Below are 24,321 nucleotides of genomic sequence, written 5' to 3'. Positions count from 1 at the left end.
GGTAGCGGCGCGCTCCGCCGCCTCCGCGGTGGAGCGCGAGGTGGCGCGTCACACCTTCGCCGTTCGATCCACTGATAGGGCATGGGGAACGACGAACGGGAGGGCTGGCTGGCGACGTCCGCCTCCTTCACCGCCTTCTACCGCGCCCGCTCCGAGCCGCTGCTGGTCTGGTTCGCGCGCCGCGTCTGCGACGCCGAGGTCGCGCTCGACCTGGCCGCGGAGACGTTCGCGCGCGCCTACGACGGCCGCGCGACATTCCGCGGCGGCGACGACGACGCGGCGGGAGCGTGGCTGTACGGGATCGCGCGCAACCTGCTGCGCGACTGGTACCGCCGCGGCCGCTGCGAGCGGAGCGCGCTCGCGCGGCTCGGGGTCGACGTGCCGGCGCTCGCCGACGCCGAGCTGGCGCGGATCGAGGAGCTGGCCGGACTGGAGCCGCTGCGCGGCGCCGTCGCGGCCGGGCTGCGGACGCTGTCGCGCGACCAGCGCGAGGCGCTGCGGATGCGGATCGTCGAGGAGCTGCCCTACGACGAGGTGGCGCGGCGGCTGGGCGTGAGCGAGCAGACGACGCGGATGCGCGTCTCGCGCGGCCTGCGCGCGCTCGCCGGCGCGATCGACCCGGCGGCGACCGCCGAGGAGGTGTCGTGATGGAGGTGCTCGACGAGCTGGAGCGCCGCTTCGCCGCGGCGATCGAGGCGGAGGGACGAGAGGCGGCCGGCGAGGGCCCGCGCGCCCGCCCGCGCCGCGCCCGTCGTCGCATCGGGCCGCTGCCGCGCGCGACCGCGGGCGCGCTCGCCGCGCTGGCCGCCCTCGCGGCGGTCGTGCTGGTCGTCGCGGCCGGCGGCGGGGGCGGCGACGGCACGGGGGAGGAGCGGGTCCCGGCGGCGTCGATCGCGCTGCTGGAGCGGGTCGCCGACGCCGCCGAGCAGGCGCCCCCGCCGCCGGTCCTGCGCGACGGGGAGGTCTGGTACGTGCGCGAGGAGGGGATCGACCAGTGGGGTGTCAGAGGCCCGAGATCGGCGGACGGCGGGATCGAGATGCTCGGCGTGCGGCGCCTGTACTCGATCGAGCGCTGGAGCGGCTTCGGTCAGGTGGGTCGCACGCGAAGCCTGACGGTCCGCACGTGGTTCCCGTTCCGCGGCCACCGCGAGAGATGGCTGCGCAGCCACAGGCGCAGCCGCAGCGCGGCGCGGCCGACGCCACCCGACGCCGACGTCGCCTTCGCGCGCGTCACGGGCCTCCCGCTCGACACCGGGCTGCTCACGCCCGCGCAGGTGCGCGCGCTTCCGAGCGATCCGGCGGCGCTGCTCGACGCGATCGAGCAGGCGGTGCGGGCGCGCGGATCGCTGCCGGCCGCGGAGGAGTTCGGCGAGGAGAAGGCGCTCGCGGCGGCGCAGTTCGTCACGATCCGGTCGCTGTTGGCGCTGCCCGTCACACCGCGGCAGCGGGCCGGGCTCCTGCGCGCGTTCGTGCTGCTCCCGGGCGCGCGCGTGTACGGGATGGGGAGAGACCGGCTCGGTCGCCCGGGCCTCGTGCTGACGTTCCTGTGGCGCAACCGGCCGGAGCACGTGGTCGTCAGAGCGCGCGACGGGCGGCTGCTCGAGACGCGCGGCCCGCGCGGCGGGCGAGCGGACACCGTCGTCGCGGAGGGGGTGGCGCGGAACGTGCGGTCGCTGCCGGACGGCGTCGCGGCGCCGAAGGAGCGGCTGCCGAGAACGCGCTGGACCGACGCGCCGAGGCTGGAGCGACCCGGTCTGCCGTGAGACGGGCGGCGGCTCGCGGGCGGGACCCGCGGCCCGCCGCGAGGCCGGTCGTCGCCGCCGCCCACTACCCTGGCGCGCAGACGTCCCGATCCGCAGGAGCCCGCCGATGTCCCGCCGCCCGTCCCCGCTCACGACCGTTCTCGCCCTGCTGCTCGCCGCGCTGTTCACCGCGGGGGCGGCCGCGATCGCTGGCGCGGCGGCGCGGCCGGCGCCGCAGGCCGGCGCGGCCGCCGCGACGCTCGTCGCCGAGGGCGGGGGATGGGGGCACGGCGTCGGGATGAGCCAGTGGGGCGCGCAGGGCTTCGCGACCAACGGCCGCGGATACCGCTGGATCCTTGGCCACTACTACCGCGGCACGAAGCTCGAGAAGCTGCGTCGCACGCGGACGGTGCGGGTGCTGCTCGGGACCAGCGGCCCGGTGACGATCACCGGCGCCGTCCGCGCCGGCAAGCGGACGCTCAACCCGCGCGTCTCCTACCGCGCGTCGGTCGCCGGGAAGGCGATCGCGCTGCGCGGCGGCGGCCGCACGATCCGGATCGCTGCGAAGGCGCCGGTGACCGGCCGCCCGGTGGTCGGCGTCGGCGGCAAGGGCCGCTACCGCGGCGCGCTGCTGCTGTCGAGGGCGCCGGGCGGCGACCTGCGGGTCGTCAACCGGGTCGGGCTGGAGGACTACATGCGCGGCGTCGTGCCGCACGAGGCCTACTCGACCTGGCACGCGGAGGCGCTGAAGGCGCAGGCCGTCGTCGCGCGCACCTACGCGATCGCGATCGTCAAGGGCGACGGCCGCGACTACGACCAGTTCGACGACACCCGCTCGCAGGCCTACGTCGGGATCGCGAGAGAGACGGCCGCGACCGACGCGGCCGTGCGCGCCACCCGCGGCGAGGTCGTCACCTACGGCGGCGAGCCGGTCCCGACCTACTTCCACGCCTCCTCCGGCGGCCACACCGAGAACGTCGAGGTCGGCTTCCCCGGCAGCTCGCCGCGGCCGTACCTCGTCGGCGTCGACGACCCCTACGACGGCGCCGCCAGCAGCAACGTCAACCACAGATGGCTGCGGCGGATCCCGCTCGCCACCGCGCAGGCGCGGCTGCGCTCGGCCGGCCTGCTCGACGGCTCGCTGCTGGGCGTCGAGGTCGTCAGACGGGGCGCCTCGCCGCGGATCGCGACCGCCCGCGTGCTCGGCAGCGGCGGCATCCGCACCGTCGACGGCGCCGCCCTGAAGACGGCGCTGCAACTGCCCGAGATCCCGTCGAGCCTGACGCTCACGCGCTGACCGGGGCGGGGCGCGGCGCGGGCGCGGCCGGCGACGGGCGAGCGCGGCCGGTGCGCCCGGCCGCCGGCCTACGCGGTCTGCACACGACGGCGCCGGCGACGGGCGAGCGCGGCCGGTGCGCCCGGCCGCCGGCCTACGCGGTCTACACACGACGGCGCCGGCGACGGAGCGCGAGCGCGGCGGCGAGCGCCAGGAGCGCGGCGAGCGAGAGGACCAGCGGCCCGACCGGGGCGCCCGGCTGCTCTGGCGTCTCGCCGGCGCGGTGGTCGACCTGCGCCGGCCCGCCGGGGCCGTCGACCTCGATCCGCACGTCCCACTCCTTCCAGGCGTCGCGCGCCGGCTGGGCGAGCATCACCTCGTAGGTGTTCGCCGCACGCTGCGCCGCGTACGGGCGCGACCAGCCGCCGGCCGCGGTCCGCACGCGCAGCCGCACCGTCGCCGCCTCCTCGGGGCGTCCGTCGCGACGCAGCGTGACGGTGTAGTCGACGGCGCCGCCGCCCTCGCGCACCGGCACGGAGGCGTTCAGCGCGACCGCGTACGGCCCGGCCTCGCGCTCGAGCAGCAGCGCGCCGCCGTGGGCGACCGCCGCCGCCGGCAGCGCCAGCGCCACCGCAACTGTCAGGACGGCCACGGCCGCCAGCACCCGCACGGGGCGAGCAGTGGCGTTCTGGGGGTGATATGCGCCCCCAGAACGCCACTGGTGGCGGTGCTGCGCGCGCTCAGCCACGGTCGACCTCCTCCAGCAGCGGGAAGGCGCGCGCTCGGCGGGGCGGGACGGCGAAGTTCGCCCGCCGCGTGACGCGCATCCACTCGTTGATCCCGTTGTTGAGCTGACCGGTCAGCTGCGGCGCGGCGCGCGAGCGGGCGGCCGTCATCGCCCGCCGCGTCGCGACGAAGTCGTCGACCGAGCGCTGGAGCGCGACGAAGTGGAGCCCGGGGCCGCCGTCGTCGAGCGTGTTGACGTCGCGGCGGAGGATCAGCGGACGGCCGTCGCGACGGACCGTCGCGAGCGCCTGGACGTGGCCGACCCGCCCGTGCCGCGTGGCCGTGCGGGCGACGCTCTCGCGCGGCGCCGGCGCGTCGTCGGTGAAGCGGGTCGCCTGCGCCGGCGTCACCTGCGGCGCGTACATGCGCGCGACGCGATCGCGCTCGCTCAGCTCGTACCAGCTGCGGAGCTCGAGCGCGATCGCGCTGAGGTGGAGCGTCGTGCCGCCGGCGAGCGGGCCGGCGGCGATCGTCACGTCCTCCTCGCTCGCCTGGTTGCGGCGCAGGCCGGACTTGAAGCCCATGAACAGCGGCGCCTCCGCGGCGATCGGCCGCGCCAGCCCGAGCCCGCCGCCGCGCCGCTGCGCCCGCGCCGGCAGCCCGGCGCCCGCGAACCCGGTCCGCCGCTCCCGCAGCCGCAGCACGCCCGCGAAGGCGCCGCCGCTCGCACCGCCGCCGCTCGTGCCCGCCGCGCCGCTGCCGCTCGTGCCCGCCGCGCCGGCGCCGCTCGTGCCCGCCGCGCTGCCGCTCGTGCCCGCCCCGCCGCTGCCGCTCGCGCCCGCCGCGCCGCCACCGCTCGCGCCCGCCGCGGCGCCGTCGCTCGCATCCGTCCCGACCAGCTCCCGCTCGGCCGCGTCGAGCAGCCGCTCGTGGTCGCTGGCAAGGATCAGCAGCGCCGCGGCGTCGTCGATCTCCGGCAGTTCGTCGGCGTCGAGCGGGACGGCGGGCGGGACCGGGGAGGGCGCTCCGATCACGGCGAAGTAGGCCGGGCCCCAGGCGAGCAGCGTCAGCAGGCCATCCGGGCCGTGGGCGTGCCGGCGCTCCAGCCGCCGCAGCGCGTTCTCGACCTGCGCGGCGCCGGCCGCGTCGGGCTCCCGCGCGAGGTCGAGCAGCAGGAGCCGGTGGTGGCGCGGCAGCAGCGCGTTGCCGTGCTCGTCGCGGCGCAGCGTCGCATCCCATGCGTGCTGGGCGGCGGGAAGGCCGGGCGCGGCCGGCACGGTCACCCGTGCCGGCCGGTCGCTCACGGTCCCGGTGGACGACCCCGCGGGCACGTCCCCGCCCGGGCCGCCTGGCTCGCTCGGCCGTCCGCGCGCCAGCCAGGCGGCGGCGAGCGCTCCGCCGGCGGCGATCCCGCCGGCCGCGAGCGCCCCGCGCCGCGTGGCGCGCCCGCTCGCCGGCGCGGCGTCCCGCCTGTCGTCGCTCGCGCCGGGCCGGTCGACGCGCCCGCTCGCCGGCGCGGCGTCCCGCCCGTCGTCGCTCGCGCCGGGCCGGTCGACGCGCCCGCTCGCCGGCGCGGCGTCCCGCCTGTCGTCGCTCGCGCCGCGCCGGTCGACGCGCCCGCTCATCTCGGCGCGGTCCAGTCGAGCGGGAACGAGAGCTTGACCGGTCTGGTCCATCTGCCGGCCAGCTCTCTGTGGCGCGCGACCTCCGGGGCGCCGACGGTCACGACGGCGTCGAAGCGGCCCGACTCCGGCAGCGCGACGTTCTCGCCGTAGTGCATCCCGACGGTCTGCGCGATCATCGGCCAGAGGCGCGTGTCGAGCAGCCGTCTCCCGTCTCGCGACAGCGCGATCTGGACCGAGGAGTACGGGATCCGGTCGCCGGTCTCGACGTCGGTCAGGGTGACCATCAGGTGGGCGTTGTCGTCGGGCTTCGGTCTGTGGTGGATCGTTCTGCCGCCCTCCTCGACGGTGAACGGCTCGGGGCCCATCGCGACGACCTCGATCTTCATCCCGTCCTGCTCCTTGGTCGCGAGCGGTCTCATCTCGCCGTCCATCTGCATCGGGTCGCCGTGGCCGGCGCCGTGGTCCATGCCGGCGTGGCCGCCGGACTCGGCCGGCGTCGTCGCCGGCGCGGTCGCGGCCGCCGTCGCGGCGGCGTCGTCGTCGGAGGAGCTGCCGCAGGCGCTCGTCCCGAGCGCGAGCAGCGCGGCGGCGCACAGCGCCGCACAGGTGCGGGGAATCGTCATCTGTTCCTTTCGTCGGTGGCGGAGGCGGCCGGCCGACAGTCGGCCGGTCGCGGGCGGGGCGCCGCGAGGGCGCCGCCGCGGGTCAGCGCACCGGCGAGGGAGGCGGCCGGACGGCCAGCGACGAGCCGATCAGGAGGCCGCCGCGCGGGACGGCCCGGCCCGGCCGGGGCCGCGGGGCGCGCCCGGCGGTCGGGCGGCGGCGGGCCGGGCCGCGCCGCCGCGCGAGCAGCCCGCGCAGCCGCTCGAGCTGGTGCTCGCCGACGTAGCGGCCCGCGAACAGCAGGCCGAGCAGGAGCAGCAGCGGCGCGAGGTGGAGGACCCCGGCGCCGACGTGCGGGACGAGCGCGAGCGCCGCCGCCAGCACGATCGCGGCGACGGCGAAGAAGGCGCGGCGGGCGGTGCGGGGGCGGAGCACGGCGCCGATCGTACCCCGCCGAGCCCGCGCCCGGCCGCCCGCCGCCCCGCCTACCCGGCCTTGCGGTAGTAGCGGCTCGTCAGCGGGATGAAGATCGCCGTCAGCAGCGCCGCCTCGCCGAGCACGAGCGCGATGTCGCCGCCGTCGGCGTTCCCGTCCATCAGCCCGCGCGTCGCCGTCACGAGGTGGGTGATCGGGTTGACGTCGACGAACGCCTCCAGCGCGGCCGGCAGCGTCTCCGGCGCGACGAAGATGTTGCTGAGGAAGATCAGCGGGAAGAGCGCCATGAAGCCGGTGTTCATCACCGCGCTCGGCGAGCGCATCACCAGCCCGAGCGTCGTGAAGACCCACGCCAGCGCGAAGGCGAAGACGAGCACGACCAGGATCGCCCCGAGCACGCCGAGCACGCCGCCGTCGGGGCGGAAGCCAAGGATCAGGCCGAGCACGACGACGACCGCTCCGGCCGAGAAGGCGCGGATGCTGTCGCCCGCGACCGCGCCGACGAGCGGCGCCGGCCGCCACAGCGGCAGCGAGCGAAAGCGGTCGACGACGCCTCTGGTCATGTCGGTGTTGAGCGCGACGCCGGAGTAGACGGTCGTGAAGAGGACCGACTGGACGACGATGCCCGGCAGGATGAACTGCAGGTAGTCCTTCGTCGAGCCGGCGATCGCCCCGCCGAACATGTAGGTGAACATCAGCGTGAAGAGGACGGGCGTGATCGTCGCGTCCATCAGCTGCTCGGGGACGTGCTTGATCTTCAGGATCCCGCGCCAGGCGAAGGCGCGGCAGGCGGCGAAGGCGCTGGCGCGCGGCGGGCGGGTGCCGGAGGCGATCGCCTTGCGCAGCGCCTCCTGCTCGGAGGCGGTCGAGACGGCCGCCCCGGTCGTCGGTGTCGTGCTCATGCGACCCGCTCCTCGGTCGTCGCGGTCTCGGCGTCCTCGTCGGCGGGACGCCCGGTCAGGGCGAGGAAGACCTCGTCGAGGCTCGGCTGCCCGAGCGAGAAGCCGGCGACGGCGATCCCGTTGCGCCCCAGCTCGGCGATCGCCTCGGCGGCCTGGTCGGCGTCGCCGCACGGCGTCGACAGCGCCGCCGGGTCGACCTCCAGGTGGGTCGTGCCGATCCGCGCCGACAGCACCCGCTCGGCCTGCGGCCGCTGGGCCGGGTCGAGCAGGCGGACGTGCAGCGAGCCCGCGCCGACCGACGCCTTCAGCTGCGCCGGCGTTCCCTCGGCGATCACCCTGCCGCGGTCGATCACCGCGATCCCCTCGGCGAGCTGGTCGGCCTCCTCGAGGTACTGCGTGCAGAGCAGGATCGTCGTGCCCGCGGAGACCATCAGCCGCACGATCTCCCACACCTGGTTGCGCGAGCGCGGGTCGAGGCCGGTCGTCGGCTCGTCGAGGAACAGCAGCCGCGGCGTGACGACGATGCTGGCGGCGATGTCGAGCCGCCGCCGCATGCCGCCGGAGTAGTTCTTGACGAGCTTGCCGGCGGAGGCCTCCAGCCCGAAGGCGTCGAGCAGCTCGTCGGCGCGCTCGCGCGCGGCCGGGATGCCGTGGCCGAGCAGACGCCCCAGCAGGATCAGGTTCTCGCGGCCGGTCAGCTCCTCGTCGACCGAGGCGAGCTGGCCGGTGAGGCTGACGGAGCCGCGCACGGCGTCGGCCTCGCGCACGATGTCGTGGCCGAAGACGCGCGCGCTGCCGGCGTCGGGGCGCAGCAGCGTCGCGAGCATCCGGATCGTCGTCGTCTTGCCGGCGCCGTTGGGGCCGAGCACGCCGTAGACAGAGCCGGTCGGGACGGCGAGGTCGACGCCGTCGACGGCACGGGTCTCGCCGAACGTCTTGACGAGCCCGCTCGCTTCGATCGCGAGCGGTGATTCGGCAGTCATGGAGTTCCTCTGGTCGCTCTCGTGGTCGATCCGCGACGGGGCCTGCGGCGATTGTCGAGCTTCGACCAAGGTTGAAGTCAAGCGCCGCCGTGCGGAGATGTCGGTCATGAGACTGGAGCGGTTCCGAAAACTCATCGCCGCGCGCCGATCGGCCACGCGCTCGGCCTCACGCCGACGTTCGACGAGCTGACCGACCGCCCCGACGGCTGGGTCGACCGCGATCCGGAGAGTTGTCGATGGACGCACCTGCGAGCAGATGATTGGATTGCGCGATCGGGGCGCCGGGTGCGTCCGGGCCGTCGGGATCGGATGGGAGAGGTGCCGAGGATGGATGGGGATTTCGAGTGACGGGCGTGCGCGATCTGAGGTCGGCGGGGAAGGGGCCCTCCGGCGTACGCCCGCGTCGGCCGCGGCGCGTTCGGCGCACGACCGTCGCCGCCCTCGCGGTCGCCGCCGTTGCAGCGGCAGGTACCGCACCGACGGCCGCTCTGTCGCCGACCGCGGCAGCGGCCCCCGCGCCGGCGACGGCTGCGCCGGCCTCTGCCGCGCCGGCTGCCGTCCCGCCGGCTGCCGTCCGCCGGCTGCCGCCCCGCCGGCTGCCGCTCCGCCAGCTGCCGCCCCACCGGCTGCCGCGACGCCGCCCGCGCTGCCGCCTGGGACCGCCGAGCCGGTCGCCGTCGGCGCACCGTCGGCCCGCCTCGCGGCGGCGTCGGTGCCGCGGGCGGCCGTCGACGCGGCGACGCGGTGGGCCCGTCGGTACCTGACGGAGGCCGAGCGGATCCACGGGGTCAGCGGGCGCTGCAGCGTCCGCGCCAAGGGCTGGTGCCAGATCCAGGGGTTCGCGTTCGAGCCGCGGGGAGGGCCGACGGGCGGTCCGACCCAGCGACCGTGGGCGGCATGGGTGCGGCGCGACGGGAAGCGGTGGCGGGTCGTCGCGGCCGACGCACAGCTGCAGGACATCGGCCAGCGCGGCGTGCCGTCGGACATCGCCTGCTCGATCGAGCCCGGCTGCGGCCTGCCGCCGCGGGCGCCGGGCCCGGGCTTCGCGGTCGCGCTCGGCAAGGACGGGCTGCGGGTCGAGTGCTTCGTGTCGGCGGGCAGACTGCGATGCCTGACCTACGGCGGCGAGCGGAGGCCGCCGGCCGGCGCCTGCAACTTCGGCGGCACGATCCCGAGCGCCGCGCTGACCCGCGACGGCCGCCTCGAGGTCGGCTTCACCTGCGTCGACGAGGGCTTCCACGAGTGGTTCGAGCTCGCGCGCGGCCTGACCTTCCGCAGCGGCTCCTTCCGCTGCGCCCACCAGCACACGCGTCGGCGCAGCGCGCTGCGCTGCGTCAGCCGCGGGAGAGGGTTCGTGATCGGCACCCGCGGACGCGTCGGGAGGGCGTGAGGACCGCGGGCGGGCGCGCGGCGGTCGCTACCGCGCGAGCGCCGACCGCCCCGCTGACCGCGCCGCGCGCCGACCGACCGGTCCGGCGCGGACGCCCGCCGCGCTGACGGCCCCGCGCCGCGCGCCGAGCCGAGCGCCCCGGCGTGGATGACGCAAACGCGGAGCGCCGCGCGCCGGACCGAGCGGCCCGGCGCGCACCGACGCGAGCGCGGCACGCCGCGCGGCGGACGGCCGGCGGCTCAGCGCCGCAGCGTCGCCGCGGTCGAGATCGCTCTGCCGCCGGCAGGTGCGAGGCGCACGGTGACGCGGTGGCTGCGCGCGGCGGCGATCGTCCGCCGGCCGGCGGCGCTCGGACGCACCCGCACCGTCGCGGCGCGTCCGGACGCGACGCGGTAGGAGGCGGTCGCGAGCGCGCGCTTGCCCTTCGCGATCCGCACGCTGCCGCGGCAGGCGCCGGGGCCGCCGCAGCGGACCTTGACCGGGATCGCGCCGCCGCGGTAGCGCAGCTTCTTCGCCGCGAGCGCCGGGCCGGGAGCGGCGCCGCCGCCCCAGGCCGGCGTGCTGCCTCTGACGAGCTTGCGCGCTCTGCCGCCGCGCGTCGCGACGACGGCGATCCAGCCGTCGGGCGTCGTGAACGCGACCTGACGGCCGTCGGGGGAGAAGGAGGGGGCCCAGCCGCTCGCGAGGCGGCGGACCTCGCCGCCGCCGGCGGCGTCGTAGAGGCGGACGGCCGACTCCTCCGAGGGCGCCGGCTCGCCGACGGTCACCGCGATCAGCCTGCTGTCGGGCGAGCCGTCCGGGCTGGAGAGCGTCGTCGGCGAGGTGATCGGCGTGCGGCATTCGGAGGAGGCGTCGGTGCCCGGGGCCGAGATCACGCAGATCGAGTGCAGCTCGTCGCCGATCGTGTACCGGGAGCTGAGCAGCGAGCCGTCGCCGAGGAAGCCGACCCCGCCGCCGCCCGGGTGGCGGCTGCTTCTCTCCGCCGGCGGGGTGCCGGTCGTGAAGAAGGCGGCGCTCTGGTCGACGAGCTGGAGGCAGCCGCCGGTCAGCGGGCAGCCGAAGCGGTTCTCGACGTAGGAGTGGCTCTCGGCGACGCCGGAGCCGTCCGGGGAGATCGCGACGTCGTTCATGTCGCGCCAGCCGGCCCAGCGCTCCGTCAGGTTGCCGCCGTAGCCGCCTCTCATCACGTCGCCGCCGCGGGCGGCGACGAGCGTGCGGCCGTCGCGCGAGATCGCCGGCCAGCGGTACGGCGATCTCTCGCCGTCGCTCGTCAGGCGCGCCGAGGCGCCGGTCGCCGGGTCGACGACGCACAGCTCGGGCGCGCAGCTGTAGACGATCTTCGAGGCCGCGGCCTCGGTCGCAGGGGCCAGGACGGCCGCCGCCGCCAGGGCGCCGATCGCGTGCCGTCGTCTCAGGATGCTCCGGTTCATCGAACCTCCGCCGGATCTGGGGATCACGCGGCCGGACCATATGTGAACGTGCCAGCTTCGCGCGGTGCGCTGGCCGGCCGGCGGTCAGCCGTCGGACCGGGCGGCGGCGCCGCGGCGGCCGCGGCTCCAGTGCCGCCGGCCCGCCTCAGACGACGGTGAGCAGCTCGACGTCGCGTCCGGCCGCGAGCTGGTGCAGCCGCGCGTCGAACGTCAGCACGCGGGTGCGGTGGCGACGGGCGAGCGCGAGGAGATGCGCGTCGGTGACCTGCCGGTGGCCGACGAGGCGCGGCACGTCGTCGTCGACCAGCGAGACGTCGTCGGACAGGAAGCGGTGTCCCGCGACCGCGCGCAGTGACCTCAGGACGCCGCGGGCATCCTCGAGCCCGAGCGGGCTGGGAAGCGCCTTCGGGTTCGACGACACGCGCACGAAGCCGCTCTCGGTGACCGGGCAGGTCGCCCAGCCCGCGGCGCCGTGCGCGCGGAACCACTCGACCATCCGGCCGTGGTGGACATGCGAGTCCCACGCCAGCGCGACGAGCGCATTGACGTCCAGCAGCGCCATGCTCGGCTCAGCCCTCGTCGAGCGCGCGCCGCACCATCTCCGGCGTGATCGCCGGCGTCCCGGCTGGGACGCGGACGACCGGCAGCCCGGACTCCGAGGCGACGCGTGCGGGCGTCAAGCCCCGCCGCGCGAGCTCTGAGATCACCGCTCCGAGCGACCGTCTCCCACCGGTCGCCAACTCACGCGCGGCAGCGACCACGTCGTCGTCGATGTCGAGCGTCGTGCGCATGCAGATGATGCTAACGCATCAACGCATCACACCCGACGGCTACGCCCGCAACCTCCCGGCGAGCCCGGAGGCGCGCGCGGCGGGGCGGGCGACGGCCGCGCGGAGCGATTCCTCGGTGCCGACGACGATCAGGTGGCGGCGGGCGCGGGTGACGGCGGTGTAGAGCAGCTCGCGGGTGAGGATGCGCGAGTCGGCGGGCGGGACGACGACGGCGGCGGTGCCGAACTGCGATCCCTGGCTCTTGTGGATCGTCATCGCGTGGACCGTGTCGACGGCGCGCAGGCGGGTGGGACGGACGGTGACGATCTCGCCGCGGCGCTCGAAGGCGGCGGTGAGGCCGCCGGCGGGGCTGGCGATCACGACGCCGGTGTCGCCGTTGAAGAGGTCGAGGTCGTAGTCGTTGGCGGTGACCAGCAGCGGCCGGCCCGGATAGTCGCGGCTCCAGGCGCCGGTCGCGGCGATGTCGGCGGCGAGCCAGCGCTCGACCCGCGGCGCCCACGCCGACACGCCGTGCGGGCCGCGGCGGTGGGCGCACAGCAGCCGGAAGGCGCCCAGCGCGTCGAGCGCCGCGCGCCCGTCGCCGGCGCGGGCGGCTGCGATCACGGCCCGACCGGCGCCAGTCGCCGCGTCATGCACCGGCGCGAGCGCGGCCGCGGTGGCGGTCGCGGGGTCGGCCCCGTCGACGGGGATCCAGGTGACCTCGCCGGGCGCCCCGCCGAGTGCGGCGACCAGCGCGTCGGCATCGCCGTCGCGGACGGCGGCGCTGACGGCGCCGATCCCCGCGCCGAAGCGGTAGACCCGTTCGAGCCGGACGATGCCGTCGCCCGGTCTGGCGGAGCGGACGATGTCGCCGAGCACCGCGCCGGCCTCGATCGACGCGAGCTGGTCGGGGTCGCCGACGAGCACGAGGCGGGCGTCGGGCCGGACCGCCTCCAGCAGACGTGCCATCAGCGTGAGCGAGACCATCGACGCCTCGTCGACGATCACCATGTCGTGCGGCAGGCGCGTGTGGCGGTCGTGGCGGAAGCGGCTGTGGCTGCCCGGCCGCCAGCCGAGCAGCCGGTGCAGCGTCGAGGCGCGCAGGCCGGCGAGGTGGGCGCGCACCTCCGGCGCGGTGTCGAGCAGGGCGGCGCGCTGGTGGACCTGCTCCTCCAGCCGCGCGGCCGCCTTGCCGGTCGGCGCCGCGAGCGCGATCAGCGGCGCCGGTCGGCCGGCGCCGCGCGCCTGCTCGACGACGAGCGCCGCGATCTGCGCGACCGTCGTCGTCTTGCCGGTGCCTGGGCCGCCGGCGACGGTCGCGAACGGACGCAGGGCGGCCGCCGCGACGGCGCGGCGCTGCGAGAGATCACCGGAGCCGAGGCGCTCCAGCCGCGCGCTCAGCTCCCGCTCGTCGACCGGCTCGGGGATCTGGCCCGCGCGGCCGCGCAGCTCGGTCGCGACCTCGCGCTCCTCGCGCCAGTAGCGATCGAGGTAGAGCGCGCTGCCGACCAGCCGCAGCGGCATCGCGCCGCCGCGCGCGCCGCTCGCGCCGCCCACGGCGCCGCCGCCGCCGTCGTCTTCCTCGTCGCCGACCGCGACCAGCGGGCAGGCCGCCAGCGCCGCGGTCCATGCGCCGGGCTCGGGCCACGGCAGCGCGTCGAGGTCGATCGGCTCCTCGGTGTCGACCGCGACGGTCGCGCCGATCGTCGCGAGGTCGACGAGCACGTGGCCGAGCCGCGGCGCGCGCACCGCCAGCGCGAAGGCGAGCAGCAGCTCCGGCGCCTCGACGCCGCCGAGCCGCCCGAGGCGCCGCGCGACCTGGATGTCGGCGATCGACAGGACCCCCGCGTCGTTGAACGCCTCCAGCAGCGGCGGCGCCGTGCGCGCGAGCCGGACGTCGAACGGGTCGCGTTCGCGCAGCGAGGTCATCGCGCCGCCCCGTGCTCGAGCAGGTCGCTGAGCGCCGGCACCAGGCCGGCCGGCGGCCGCCACGTGAAGACGCCGCAGGGCGCGCCGTCGACGACCGGCGTCTCCGGACCGGTCATCCCGCGCAGGAAGAGGTAGAGGACGACCGGCCGGTCCCGCTCGGCGTCGTAGCCGGGTGCGCGCCAGCGCAGGTAGCGGTGCAGCGCGACCGCGTACAGCAGCGCCTGCAGCGCGTAGTGGGAGCGCTGCATCTCCTCGGCCAGCGCGGCGGGGCGGTGGTGCCAGGCGGTCAGCGCCTCGCCCGGGCCGGCGAGCCGGTTGGTCTTGTAGTCGACGAGCGCGTACGGGACGTCTCCGCCGGGGCGGGCGACGAGGTCGATCGCGCCGGCGAGATAGCCGCGCAGGTGCGAGCGCAGCGCCGGGTCCGCGAGCCGGTCGGCGTAGCCGGCGAGCGGGTCGCGCGGGTCGAGGCGCTCGCGCAGCACCCGCGCGACGGCGGCGAGCGTGAGGTCGCCGGAGGGCGCGTCGCCGCCGACCAGCGGCAGCTCGAATGCCGGCTCGTCGAGCCGCGCGCCGCGCGGCAGGTCGCGCAGGCGCCACCCGCCGGCGAGATCGCCGAGCGGCGTCTCGATCGCCGCGCGCAGACCGCTCGCGAGCGCGGCCGGGTCGCCGACGTCGACCCGCCGGCGGCCGAGCGCCGCGTCGATCTGCGCGGCCAGCTCGCCGTCGAGGTCCTCCGCCGCGAAGTCGGTCGCCTCCAGCACGCCGTGGACGAGCGTGCCGATGCGCGTGCCGGCCGGCAGCTCCGACAGCGGCACCGGGCTCGCCCGCAGCGCCGCGCCCGCGTTCGCGCCGTCGGCTCCGGAGGCGCCGGAGGCGGGGAGGAGGCGGGGCTCGTCGCCGCCGTCGTCGGCGCCGGCCGCCTCCTCGACCTCGCTCGCGACGCGCGCCTCGTGCGCGGCGGCGGTGATCGTCGTGAACGAGGTGCGCCGCCAGCGGACGTCGAGCGCGCGGTCGAACGACGCCGCCTCCAGCTCGCTGCCCGGCTCTCGCGGCGGCGACCAGCGGACCCCGTCGGCGACCGTCGAGCGCTCGACCGCGATCGCCCCGCCGGCCGCGGCCGCGAGCTGCTCGAAGCGGGCGGTCGCGGCCTCGTCGGTCGGGGTGAAGCTGCCGGTCGCCGGGACGTTGCCGTGCGCGTCGCGCTCGAAGACGAGCCGCCCGAGCGCCGAGTCGCGGCTCGACCACGAGCCGGCCCACCAGACGACCGCCTGGTGGCGGGCGCGCGTGAGCGCGACGTAGGCGAGCCGCAGCTCCTCGCCGAGCTGCTCCTCCTTGTCCTGGCGGCGGTGACGGCGGTAGTCGGCGTTGCCCTCGTCGAGCGCCACGTCGATCGTGCGCCGGCCGCCGTTGTCTGCGTCGTGGAAGGTGGCCGGGGTCGGCTCGTTCGGGATCCAGATCGGGTCCCACAGGTAGGGGCAGTAGACGATCGGGAACTCCAGCCCCTTGCTGCGGTGGACGGTCAGCACCTGGACCGCCTCGGCGTCGGACTCCAGCCGCCGCGCGCGGTCCTCGGCGTCGGCGTCGCGGTCGCCGGCGTCGATCCGGCGCCGCAGCCACGCCGCCAGCGCCGTGACGCCGAGCTGCCCGTCGACCGCCGCGGCGTGCAGCAGCTCGCCGACGTGGCGCAGGTCGGTCAGGCGGCGCTCGCCGCCGACGGCCTCCAGCAGCCGCACCGCGACCCGCTCGCTCGCCATGATCGTCTCGGTCAGCGCCGCGACCCCGTGGCGTCGCAGCACGCCGGCCCACACGTGCAGCCGCTGCTGCAGCTGGTCCCACGCCTCCTCGTCGGCGGCGGCGACGCGCGCGGCGCTCCAGCCGAGGAAGGCGGTCAGCGCCGCCGCGCGGGCGCGCGCGAGCAGCTCGGGCCGCTCCAGCGCCTCCAGCAGCGTGAGCCAGTCGCGCGCCGACTCGCCGGCGAAGACGCTGCCCGCCCCGGCGACGACGGCGGGCACGCCTGCCGCCTCCAGCGCCGCCTTGATCTCGCGCGCGTGCGCGTTCTTGCGCACGAGCACGGCGACGTCGCCGGGGCCGACCGGCGCGTGGCGCAGCGCGCTGCCGTCGGCGTCGCGCGTCTCGATCCGCGCGCCGGCGTCGAGCAGCGCGACGACGTCGGCGGCGAGGTCGCGGGCGACGTGGGCGCGTGCCGACGGGGCGCTCGCGTAGCCGCCCGGCGTCGTCCTGACGGACGGCGCGTCGCGCGGGACGACGCGGATTCGCAGCGGCGCGGCGCCCGGCGCGCCGTGGAGGCGCGGGGCGCGGTTGGGCGCGGCCGCCCTCACCTGCCGGTAGACGATCTCGTCGTGGCCGAGGCGCGCCTCGCCGAACAGCGCGTCGTAGGCGTCGAGCAGCCCCTGGTCGCTGCGCCAGTTGACGCGCAGGGTGGGGTGGGAGCCGGCCGCTCGCGCCGCGTCGAGGTAGGCGAAGACGTCGGCGCCGCGGAAGGAGTAGACGGCCTGCTTGGGATCGCCGATCAGCACGAGCGTCGTGCCGGTCTCGGCGAAGGCGCGGCGCATGATCGCCCACTGGTCGGGGTCGGTGTCCTGGAACTCGTCGACGAGCGCGACGCGGTAGCGCCGGTGCAGGCGCGCCGCGACGGCCGCGCCGTCGGGTCCCTCCAGCGCGGCGCGCAGGCGCAGCAGCAGGTCGTCGAAGGTGACGAGCGCCGCGGCGCGCTTGCGCCGGTCGAGCTCGGCGCGGGCGGCGGTGGCGAGGCCGTGGCGCATCCCGGCGAAGGTCGTTCTCGGCGCGGCGCTCGGCTCCAGCGCCGCCGACGGGTTGTCGATCGCCTTCAGCGCGACGCGCCCCGCCTCGGCGCGGCCGAAGTGGGGAGGACGGGTGAGGAAGCCGCGCACGTAGAGGTCGTCGACGACCTGGTCGGCGAGGTCGCGGACCTCCTCCTGGAAGCGGTGGTCGCGGTCGAGGTCGGCGGCGAAGCCGAGCTCGCCGAGCGCCTCCTGGCAGAAGCTGTGGATCGTCGTGATCGTCGCCGCGTCGAACTCGGCGAGCGCGCGGACGATCCGGTCGCGGCGCCGCGCGACCTCGGCGTTCGGGCCGGAGGCGAGCAGGCGCACGATCTCGTCGAAGCGCTCGGGGTCGGCGCCGGCGGCGATCGCGTCGAGCGCGTCGCGCGCGGTCGCGAGCCGGTCGCGCACGCGGTCGCGCAGCTCCCCGGTCGCCATCCGCGTGAAGGTGACGATCAGCAGCTGGTCGAGCGGGATCCCGTCGGCGACGTAGCGGGTCGCGAGCGCGGCGATCGTCCACGTCTTGCCGGTGCCGGCGCTGGCCTCCAGCACGGTGACGCCCTCCGGCAGCGGGCCGCAGGGGTCGAAGGCGTCGACGCCGGTGGCGGCGGTCACCGGTCGATCAGCTCCTCGTGCGCGAGCAGGCCGGACCAGAGGCGCCGCGCGTAGCGGCCGAAGCGGGTCGTCTCCGACGGCTCCCACCCGTCGCCCTGCTCGTCGTCGCGCGGCGGCTCGGCGAGCAGCCGCTCGAACGGCAGTCTCGCGCCGAACACGAGCAGGTGCTCGGGGTCGCGGTCCTCGCACAGCGGCTGGAAGTCGGTCTCCCACTGCTTGCGAGCCCGTGCGATCGCGTCGCCGCCGCCGGCGGCGTAGGCGGCGGAGGTGCGGCGGAAGAGGGGCAGCGGCTCGCGCATGCCGCGGTCGTGGAGGTCGACGATCCGCTCCAGCTCCGCGCGCGCCTGCGCGCGGCGGGCCTCCGGGTCGCCGGGCGGCTGCGTGATCCGCGCGATCGTCGTCGTCGCGTCGTCGGCCTCGGCGCGGGCGCGGCCGACGGTCGTCGCCACCAGCGGCCGCTCCGGGAAGGCGGCCGTCAGCGCCAGCAGCCGCACCCACGACTCCAGCCGCCGGCGCGGGTCGACGCGCGAGTAGGTGACGACCGGCAGCACGTAGTGGCCGACGCCGCCGATCGTGCCGGCGAGCGTACGGCCGTCGCCGAGCGCGATCCGCACGTCGACGGTGCGCAGCGGCCCGCCGCCGCCGACCGTGTCGGCGGCCGCGGCGAGCACCGCCTCGACCTCGGCGACGACCCCGTCGAGCACCGCGTCGCCGAGCGCGCCGGGCGGAACCATGCCGCGGGCGCGCTCGTCGGCGACCGCGACGGCCATCTCGACGCCGGCGCGGCGCGCCGCGAGCAGGCGCGCGCCGAGGCCCCAGCGCGCGAGCGGGTCGAGCTCGATCGGCAGGCTGTCGCTCAGCTCCTCGGCGCCGGCGTCGACGCCGACCCCGAGGCGCTGCCGCAGGAAGGCGCGGATCGGGTGGCCGACGAACGCGAGCAGCTGGTCGAGCTCGATCACGTCGAGCTGCCGCGGCGGCAGGGGGTGGGGGAGGAACGGCGGCCGCGCGTGGCGCTCGCCGCCGAGCGCCCGCGCCCCGGCGAGGGTGACGGCGTCGAAGCTCCAGGTCCGCCGGTCGACGAGCGCCGACGGGGCGAAGTTGGCGGCGTCGAACGGCTGCAGCGGGTGGCGGACGACGATCGCGTCGCGCGCCCGACCGCCGGCCGGTGCGCGGGCGGTGCGGTCGATCACGTCGAGCAGCTCGGCGAGCGGCACGGCCGGCGCGCGCTCGGCGTTCGTGCGCTCGCTGTGCCCGGCGTACGTGACGATCAGGCGGTCGCCGGCCGCCATCAGCGCGTCGAGCAGGATCTGGCGGTCCTCCGAGCGGCCGTCGCGGTCGCCGGCCCACGGCTCGTCGAGCAGCACGTCGTCGCCGTCGCGCGGGGAGCGGCGTGGGAAGACGTCGTCGTCGAGGCCCAGCAGGCAGATCACGCGGTGGGGGACCGACCGCATCGGCTGGAGCGTGCAGACGGTCAGGTGGCCGGTGCGGAAGTTCGCGCGCGTCGGCCGGCCGGCGAGGCGGTCGGCGAGCAGCGCGGCGAGGTCGGCGACCTCGAGCGCGACCGGGCTGACCGACCCGTCCGCGGCGGTCGCCTCGGCGACGACGTCGGCGAGCAGCCGCTGCAGCTCGGCGCGCTGCCAGGCGTCGCGGGGACTGGTCGCGGTGAGCGTGTCGGCGGCGGTCGCGATCGCGCTCGCCCACGCGGCGATCGGCTTCGGCGCGGCGAGCGCGTCGAGCGCGGTGCCGAGCCGCTCCAGCAGCTCGGCGAAGCGGCCGGCGAGGTCGATCGCCGCGCTGTCGACGTCGTCGAGCGGCAGGACGCCGGCGAGCGTGCGGCCCGGCTGCTCGGCGAGCGCGACGCCGGTCAGCAGGCGGTCGAGGCCGGCCTCCCACGTGCCCTGCTCGACGCGCTGGAGCTTGAACGGCGCGCGGCGGGCCGCGTCGAGACCCCAGCGGACCCCGCTCGCGGCGACCCAGTCCTCGATCCGCGCGAGATCGTCCTCCTCCAGCCGGAAGCGGCGACGGACCGGTTCGCGGTCGGCGAGGTCGAGCACCTCCGAGGCGGCGACGCGCCCGTCGGCGGCGAGCTCGAGCAGCCGCGTGACGACGCCGAGGACCGGGTTGGTCTGTCGCAGCGAGCGGTCGGCGAGCCGCACGCGCAGCTCGACGGGGTGGGGGCCGGAGCGGTCCGGATCGACGCCGGGGAGCGCTTCCTCGACGTCGGCGTCGCCGGCGCCGAAGGTCGCCTCGATCAGCGGCGCGAACGCCTCGATGTCGGGGCACATCACGATCACGTCGCGCGGCTCCAGCGTCGGGTCGTCGGCGAGCGCGTGCAGGATCGCGTCGCGCAGCACCTCGACCTGGCGGGCGCGCCCGTGGCAGACGTGGACCTGGACGCTGGCGTCGCCCTCGGCGAGCTGCAGCGGCGCGCCGTCGCCGGGCGCGCGGTCGGCGCGGACGTCGGCCTGCAGGCGGGCGAGGAGGGTGGAGGGCGGGGCGGGGCCGTCCGCTTCTGCGGTGTCGCCGGATCGGCCCGCGGCGCCGTGCGGTCCGGCCGCGGCGGTCGTCGCGCCGCCGTCGGCGCCGTGGACGGCCGCGTCCGGCAGCGGTTCGAGCAGCAGCTGCAGCTCGCGCCCGTCGCGGCCCCAGGAGGCGAGCAGCGGGTTGGCCGGCAGCGCGGCGCTCGCCGCCTGCGCGCGGGTGCGCAGCGGCGCGCCGCGGGCGGCCGCCTCCCGCGCGGCGTCGGCGACGGCGCGCCAGGCGGCCGGCGACGGCGTCGAGAGGAAGAGATGGACGTCGCGGCGCTCGGCGAGCGCGCGCAGCAGCGCGAGGTCACGCGCCGGCAGGCTCGTGAGGCCGAACAGCGAGATCCGCTCCGGCAGGTCGCTGAGACCCGGATCCTCGACCAGGCGGACCTCCGCGGTCTCCAGCAGCTCGGCCGGCCCGGCGACGCCGACGCGCTCGCGCAGACGCCGCCACAGCTCGGCCTGCCAGCGGTGCTCGGCGGCGAGCGGGCCGCCCGCGCCGTCCTCGTCGCGGCCCTCGGCCCACGCGCGCAGCATCGACGGACGGTGGAGCGCGTAGCGCTCGTACAGCCGCGCGACGTGCCGCACGGCGCTGAGGCGGCGCGACCGGTCGCCGGCGTCGCGGTCGAGATGGGCGCTCAGCCGTCGCAGCCAGCGCTCGCCGCCGGCGGCGTCGACCAGCTCCAGCAGCGGCCACAGCGCCCGCGCCGGCCGCCACGGATCGGTCGCCGGATCGAGCCCCGCTGCGGCCGCGATCGCCTCCTCGACCAGCCGGCGCGGCGTCGGGAACGCGACGTTCGCGCAGATACCGTCACCGCCGCCGGGCGAGGTCCCGAGCCGGCCGGAGAGCCGCTGCGCCAGCCACCGCTCGACGCCGCGCGTCGGCACCGCGACGACCTCGGCGGCGAAGGGATCGTCCAACGGCGCCTGCAGCACGTCGGCCAGCGCACCGACGAGCCGGTCGGCGCGGTCGGCGTGATGGACGTGGAGCATCTCTGCAGCTTGGCCGGTGCTGTGGGGCAGCCCGCGCGCGTTTCGACGGCGCCCGGCCTTGCAGCGTGTCAACCGTGCCGGACGGACGCGCGCGCGTCGGGAAGCGCGACCGACTTGACCCGCGGGTCAATACGGTATCTCCGCCCGCGACGCCGATCGCGATGCCCCACTTCAAACCGACCGAAGCGAAGGACGTGCATGTCGATCATCCCCGCTCCCAGCACGCGGCGCCCGCTGTTCGAGGACGTCCATGACGACTACCGCGAGAGCTTCCGCAGCTTCCTGAAGGCCGAGGTCGTCCCGCACCACGAGCAGTGGCAGCACGACCACATCGTCTCGCGCGACCTCTTCACGAAGGCCGCCGAGTACGGCTTCCTCGCGATGGCCGTCGACGAGGAGTACGGCGGCTCCGGCGTCGCGGACTGGCGCTTCAACGCGGTCCTCGCCGAGGAAGCGGCCTACGCGATGGTCCAGTCGTCGTGGATGGGGCCGAGCGTCCACAACGACCTCGGCATGCCATACCTGCTCGCCGCTGCGAACGAGGAGCAGAAGCAGCGCTGGTTCCCGGGCGTCGCGTCGGGCGAGAAGATCCTGGCGCTGGCGATGACCGAGCCCGGCACGGGCTCCGACCTCGCCGGCATCGCGACGCGCGCCAAGCGCGACGGCGACGGCTACGTCATCAACGGCGGCAAGACCTTCATCTCCAACGGCATCAACGCCGATCTCGTCGTCACCGCCGTGCGCACCAGCGACGATCCCCACCGCGGTCTGTCGATGTTCGTGATCGAGCGCGGGATGGAGGGCTTCGAGCGCGGCCAGCAGATCCACAAGCGCGGCCAGCACGCCAACGACACCGCCGAGCTGTTCTTCAACGACTGCCAGGTCCCGGCCGAGAACATGCTCGGCGAGGAGGGGACGGGCTTCGGGCAGCTGATGGCCCACCTGATTCCGGAGCGCCTCGGCCTCGCCGTCAGCTCGATGGCCGCCGCGGAGGCCGCGCTCGACCTGACGCTCGAGTACGTGAAGGAGCGCAGAGCGTTCGGCCGCCCGATCGGCTCCTTCCAGAACTCCCGCTTCGTGCTCGCCGAGCTGCAGACCAAGGTCGAGCTGTCGCGCTGCTGGCTGGACCGCACGATCGGCAGATTCGTCGAGGGCACCTGCACGGTGCCGGAGGCGGCGATGGCCAAGTACTGGACGACCGACCTCCTGTGCGAGGTCGCCGACGCCGGCGTCCAGCTGTTCGGCGGCTACGGCTACACGACCGAATACAAGATCAGCGAGCTCTGGGCCGACGCCCGCGTGAACCGGATCTACGCCGGCACCAACGAGATCATGAAGGAGCTGATCGGCCGCTCGATGGGCCTCTGACCTCCTGACGCTCGCCAGCGCGCGAGCCGGCCGCGGGGCGCGGCCCCGCTCGTGTCGCCGGTCATCGGTGACGTGCGAGTTCTGAAGGCGCGCTGCGCTCGTCAGCGGGTCACGAGGGCTGCGTCGAGGTCGGCGAGGTGGGTGGCGACGGGGCCGGCGGTGAGCAGGCCGCTGCCGGCGCCCGCGATCTCCGCGGCGGCTGGTGCGAGCGCTGCACGGGCGCGTTTGCAGCGGTCGTGGTCACCGAGCGCGAGCGCCGCCTGTGCCAGCAGGCACCAGATCGCCTCCATGAGAAGGTCGGGCGGCGGGTCGGGTGCGGCCCGCAGCGCCACTGCCGCGCCGTTCGCGTCACCGTCTGCGAGCAGGACGAGCGGTCGTGCCCATTGCGCGTACGGGCCCCAGTCGAGCGTGCGGTCGGTCGGCGCCGGCTCGCGTCGGGCGATGCGCAGGCAGAGCAGCGCGAGCGCCGGCAGCCCGCGCGTCAGCCCTGGCATGCCTGCGTCGGTGAGCTGGGCTGCGGCTGCGCGGTAGGCGGCGTCGGCGTCGCTGAGCGGTGCGACCGCGGTCGACGCATCGGCGGGAGAAGGCGTCGCCGTCACGGCGACGCGGAGCGCGCGGTACCAGGTGGTGAAGACCCCGGCGAGCGGACGCTCGTGCACTGCGGCGAGCCGGTCGACGGCGACGGCGTGCTGGTCGGCCGCAGCGAAGTCCGCGAGCGCGCTGCGCGCCTGCATCCGGATCAGGTGGCCGAGGATCTCGTAGCTCACGAGGCCATGACGTTCGGCCAGCGGGAGCAGCTCGGCGCCGATCGCGTCGCGCTCCCGCGCGAGGCCCGCGCGCTCGAAGCACTGCATCCATCGGCCGTTGAGCGCGAACGCTAGCAGTGCAGGGTCGTCGATCTCCCGTGCGATCGCCTCAGCCTCACGCGCGGCCTGCGCGGCACGCGAACTGCCGTCGCCGCGCGACTCGAGCGCGATCGTCGCGAGCAGACGCGCGCGGGCTGCGGCGGCGCCGCCTGGGAGCCGTGCCAGCGTCCGATCTGCAGCTGCGACGATCGCTGCCGCCTGGTCGGGGTCGTCGACCCGGGTCCAGCTCGCGGGGACGTCGTAGGCGCCGATCACGCGGGCCGTCAGCTCGGGGTCGCTCAGCTCCTCGGCCGCCGCTGCCGCGGCGACGCGCTGGCGCCGTGCTGCCTGCAGCCCGCCGCCGCCCGCCATGGCGAGGTCACGCAGCAGCCCGATGGTCGATTCCAGCCGCGATCGAGCGTCCGCCGCGACGGCGCGGTCGTAGGCAGCCGCCGTCTCTGTCCAGACGCGGCCGACGGGATCGTCGGCGGAGCGGCCGCCATCAGCGCGCGCGTAGCCCGCACCCTCCGTCAGGTGCTCGGCCTGGACGAGGATGTCGTGCTCCAGCGTCTGCAGCGCCGGCCCGGGCTCGATGGCCAGATGCTCGATCAGTAGCGCCCGCGCCCGTCGCAGCACCGCGAGCGCGTCGGCCTGGCGACCGCTGCGGTAGAGCGCCAGGGCGAGCAGTCGCCAGCCCTCCTCGCGCCACGGGTGCTCAGCGACGTGAGCCGCGAGAGCGGAGGCCGCGACCGGCCCGCGCCCGAGCGCCACCAGCGCAGCCGCCCGCTGCTCGACGGCGTGCAGCCGCAGCTCGGACAGACGCGCGCGCTCCGTACGGGCCCACGGCTCGTCGAGCCCCGCGTAGGCCGGGCCACGCCACCAGCCCAGTGCCTCTTCGAGCTGTGCCAGCCGGGCTGGAGCATCCAAACCGGATGCGGTTGATGTCGCCGCCTCGAAGCGGCGAGCGTCGACCGCTTCCGGCCCGACCAGGAGCGCATATCCCGGCCCGTCGGTGACGAGGAGCTGCGGCCGTGCACGGGGTGGACGCTGCGGCTCGAGCGCCCGTCGCAGCGCGGCGACGAACGTCCGCACTGCTCCGACCGCGCCCTCCGGCGGATCCGCCCAGAGATCATCGACGAGGCGGTCGACCGGAACGACACGGCCTTCGGCGACGAGCAGCCGCGCGAGCACCGCACGGTGGCGCGGCCCTCTCAGTGCGACCTCGGCTCCGTTGCGATCCCACGCGACGACGGGGCCGAGGACTCCGAAGCTGGCCTGCATCTCCTGCACGGTAGAGCGGCCGCTGATCGGATGCTCATCGGCGCGCGCGAGCCTGGTCCTTCCGCAACGAAAGGACTGACGC

The 24,321-nt window shown here is 76.6% G+C and carries 18 protein-coding genes; 5 read left to right on the top strand and 13 right to left on the bottom strand.

Annotated elements, in window-relative coordinates; translation table 11 throughout:
• Positions 1 to 81 precede the first annotated feature (81 nt).
• The 3 genes from BDZ31_RS15275 to BDZ31_RS15265 all read left to right on the top strand — a co-directional run bounded on the left by BDZ31_RS15275 (position 82) and on the right by BDZ31_RS15265 (position 3,039).
• Positions 82 to 648, top strand: a complete 567-nt coding sequence (locus BDZ31_RS15275; protein WP_183343204.1) for an RNA polymerase sigma factor — start codon at positions 82 to 84, stop codon at positions 646 to 648.
• Positions 648 to 1,763: a CU044_5270 family protein gene (locus BDZ31_RS15270; protein ID WP_183343203.1), complete on the top strand. Its 1,116-nt coding sequence runs from the start codon at positions 648 to 650 to the stop codon at positions 1,761 to 1,763. The genes BDZ31_RS15275 and BDZ31_RS15270 overlap by 1 nt, the downstream gene beginning before the upstream one ends.
• Before the next feature lie 106 nt (positions 1,764 to 1,869).
• Positions 1,870 to 3,039: a SpoIID/LytB domain-containing protein gene (locus BDZ31_RS15265; protein ID WP_183343202.1), complete on the top strand. Its 1,170-nt coding sequence runs from the start codon at positions 1,870 to 1,872 to the stop codon at positions 3,037 to 3,039.
• 142 nt (positions 3,040 to 3,181) lie between these two features.
• Here the strand turns inward: BDZ31_RS15265 and BDZ31_RS15260 are convergent, their stop codons facing one another.
• From BDZ31_RS15260 to BDZ31_RS15235, 6 genes are all read right to left on the bottom strand, one after another.
• Positions 3,182 to 3,766, bottom strand: a complete 585-nt coding sequence (locus BDZ31_RS15260) for a hypothetical protein (protein ID WP_183343201.1) — start codon at positions 3,764 to 3,766, stop codon at positions 3,182 to 3,184.
• Positions 3,759 to 5,369 (bottom strand): DUF7405 family protein, encoded by a 1,611-nt coding sequence (locus tag BDZ31_RS15255; RefSeq protein WP_183343200.1) that lies wholly within the window; start codon positions 5,367 to 5,369, stop codon positions 3,759 to 3,761. Before BDZ31_RS15255 ends, BDZ31_RS15260 begins: the two co-directional genes overlap by 8 nt.
• Positions 5,366 to 5,992, bottom strand: a complete 627-nt coding sequence (locus tag BDZ31_RS15250) for an iron transporter (protein WP_183343199.1) — start codon at positions 5,990 to 5,992, stop codon at positions 5,366 to 5,368. The genes BDZ31_RS15255 and BDZ31_RS15250 overlap by 4 nt, the downstream gene beginning before the upstream one ends.
• Before the next feature lie 82 nt (positions 5,993 to 6,074).
• Entirely contained in the window at positions 6,075 to 6,407 is a 333-nt protein-coding gene (locus BDZ31_RS15245; RefSeq protein WP_343075597.1) for a hypothetical protein, read from the bottom strand.
• Between the two features lie 50 nt (positions 6,408 to 6,457).
• Positions 6,458 to 7,309 (bottom strand): ABC transporter permease, encoded by an 852-nt coding sequence (locus tag BDZ31_RS15240; protein WP_183343198.1) that lies wholly within the window; start codon positions 7,307 to 7,309, stop codon positions 6,458 to 6,460.
• On the bottom strand, positions 7,306 to 8,292 hold the full coding sequence (locus BDZ31_RS15235) for an ATP-binding cassette domain-containing protein (RefSeq protein WP_183343197.1): 987 nt from the start codon (positions 8,290 to 8,292) through the stop codon (positions 7,306 to 7,308). Before BDZ31_RS15235 ends, BDZ31_RS15240 begins: the two co-directional genes overlap by 4 nt.
• Positions 8,293 to 9,004: 712 nt before the next feature.
• Between BDZ31_RS15235 and BDZ31_RS15230 the strand changes: the two genes are divergently transcribed.
• Positions 9,005 to 9,682, top strand: a complete 678-nt coding sequence (locus tag BDZ31_RS15230; protein ID WP_183343196.1) for a hypothetical protein — start codon at positions 9,005 to 9,007, stop codon at positions 9,680 to 9,682.
• 239 nt (positions 9,683 to 9,921) lie between these two features.
• On the opposite strand, the gene BDZ31_RS15225 is transcribed toward BDZ31_RS15230, so the two are convergent.
• The 6 genes from BDZ31_RS15225 to recC form a co-directional block, all read right to left on the bottom strand.
• Positions 9,922 to 11,112 (bottom strand): PD40 domain-containing protein, encoded by a 1,191-nt coding sequence (locus BDZ31_RS15225; RefSeq protein WP_183343195.1) that lies wholly within the window; start codon positions 11,110 to 11,112, stop codon positions 9,922 to 9,924.
• Positions 11,113 to 11,257: 145 nt separating this feature from the next.
• Complete coding sequence (locus BDZ31_RS15220) at positions 11,258 to 11,674, bottom strand: TA system VapC family ribonuclease toxin (RefSeq protein ID WP_183343194.1); 417 nt, start codon at positions 11,672 to 11,674, stop codon at positions 11,258 to 11,260.
• Between the two features lie 7 nt (positions 11,675 to 11,681).
• The gene (locus BDZ31_RS15215) at positions 11,682 to 11,903 is read right to left on the bottom strand and encodes an antitoxin (protein ID WP_183343193.1); all 222 of its coding nucleotides are present in this window, start codon (positions 11,901 to 11,903) and stop codon (positions 11,682 to 11,684) included.
• 39 nt (positions 11,904 to 11,942) lie between these two features.
• Complete coding sequence (gene recD, locus BDZ31_RS15210; protein ID WP_183343192.1) at positions 11,943 to 13,811, bottom strand: exodeoxyribonuclease V subunit alpha; 1,869 nt, start codon at positions 13,809 to 13,811, stop codon at positions 11,943 to 11,945.
• Positions 13,808 to 17,227 (bottom strand): UvrD-helicase domain-containing protein, encoded by a 3,420-nt coding sequence (locus tag BDZ31_RS15205; protein WP_183343191.1) that lies wholly within the window; start codon positions 17,225 to 17,227, stop codon positions 13,808 to 13,810. The genes recD and BDZ31_RS15205 overlap by 4 nt, the downstream gene beginning before the upstream one ends.
• Positions 17,224 to 20,745, bottom strand: a complete 3,522-nt coding sequence (gene recC, locus BDZ31_RS15200) for an exodeoxyribonuclease V subunit gamma (protein ID WP_183343190.1) — start codon at positions 20,743 to 20,745, stop codon at positions 17,224 to 17,226. The genes BDZ31_RS15205 and recC overlap by 4 nt, the downstream gene beginning before the upstream one ends.
• A gap of 198 nt (positions 20,746 to 20,943) precedes the next feature.
• On the opposite strand from recC, the gene BDZ31_RS15195 reads away from it, so the two are divergent.
• A complete protein-coding gene (locus tag BDZ31_RS15195; RefSeq protein WP_183343189.1) occupies positions 20,944 to 22,113 on the top strand; it encodes an acyl-CoA dehydrogenase family protein in 1,170 nt (389 codons plus the stop codon).
• Positions 22,114 to 22,214: 101 nt separating this feature from the next.
• On the opposite strand, the gene BDZ31_RS15190 is transcribed toward BDZ31_RS15195, so the two are convergent.
• Entirely contained in the window at positions 22,215 to 24,239 is a 2,025-nt protein-coding gene (locus BDZ31_RS15190; protein WP_183343188.1) for an AfsR/SARP family transcriptional regulator, read from the bottom strand.
• Positions 24,240 to 24,321: the final 82 nt, after the last annotated feature.

Origin of the sequence: Conexibacter arvalis (assembly GCF_014199525.1) — a bacterium.
In the GTDB taxonomy this organism is placed as follows: Bacteria; Actinomycetota; Thermoleophilia; order Solirubrobacterales; family Solirubrobacteraceae; genus Conexibacter; species Conexibacter arvalis.
Note: the sequence above shows the minus strand (reverse complement) of the source record. Positions and strands in the feature narration are given on the sequence as shown.

What these genes read in the sequence shown, in the direction of transcription:
- BDZ31_RS15250 (WP_183343199.1), bottom strand. Translation starts at nt 5,992, where the DNA reads ATGACGATTCCCCGCACCTGTGCGGCGCTGTGCGCCGCCGCGCTGCTC.
- BDZ31_RS15215 (WP_183343193.1), bottom strand. Translation starts at nt 11,903, where the DNA reads ATGCGCACGACGCTCGACATCGACGACGACGTGGTCGCTGCCGCGCGT.
- BDZ31_RS15255 (WP_183343200.1), bottom strand. Translation starts at nt 5,369, where the DNA reads ATGAGCGGGCGCGTCGACCGGCGCGGCGCGAGCGACGACAGGCGGGAC.
- BDZ31_RS15240 (WP_183343198.1), bottom strand. Translation starts at nt 7,309, where the DNA reads ATGAGCACGACACCGACGACCGGGGCGGCCGTCTCGACCGCCTCCGAG.
- BDZ31_RS15220 (WP_183343194.1), bottom strand. Translation starts at nt 11,674, where the DNA reads ATGGCGCTGCTGGACGTCAATGCGCTCGTCGCGCTGGCGTGGGACTCG.
- recD (WP_183343192.1), bottom strand. Translation starts at nt 13,811, where the DNA reads ATGACCTCGCTGCGCGAACGCGACCCGTTCGACGTCCGGCTCGCGCGC.
- BDZ31_RS15225 (WP_183343195.1), bottom strand. Translation starts at nt 11,112, where the DNA reads ATGAACCGGAGCATCCTGAGACGACGGCACGCGATCGGCGCCCTGGCG.
- BDZ31_RS15195 (WP_183343189.1), top strand. Translation starts at nt 20,944, where the DNA reads ATGTCGATCATCCCCGCTCCCAGCACGCGGCGCCCGCTGTTCGAGGAC.
- BDZ31_RS15190 (WP_183343188.1), bottom strand. Translation starts at nt 24,239, where the DNA reads ATGCAGGCCAGCTTCGGAGTCCTCGGCCCCGTCGTCGCGTGGGATCGC.
- BDZ31_RS15275 (WP_183343204.1), top strand. Translation starts at nt 82, where the DNA reads ATGGGGAACGACGAACGGGAGGGCTGGCTGGCGACGTCCGCCTCCTTC.
- BDZ31_RS15270 (WP_183343203.1), top strand. Translation starts at nt 648, where the DNA reads ATGGAGGTGCTCGACGAGCTGGAGCGCCGCTTCGCCGCGGCGATCGAG.
- recC (WP_183343190.1), bottom strand. Translation starts at nt 20,745, where the DNA reads ATGCTCCACGTCCATCACGCCGACCGCGCCGACCGGCTCGTCGGTGCG.
- BDZ31_RS15265 (WP_183343202.1), top strand. Translation starts at nt 1,870, where the DNA reads ATGTCCCGCCGCCCGTCCCCGCTCACGACCGTTCTCGCCCTGCTGCTC.
- BDZ31_RS15235 (WP_183343197.1), bottom strand. Translation starts at nt 8,292, where the DNA reads ATGACTGCCGAATCACCGCTCGCGATCGAAGCGAGCGGGCTCGTCAAG.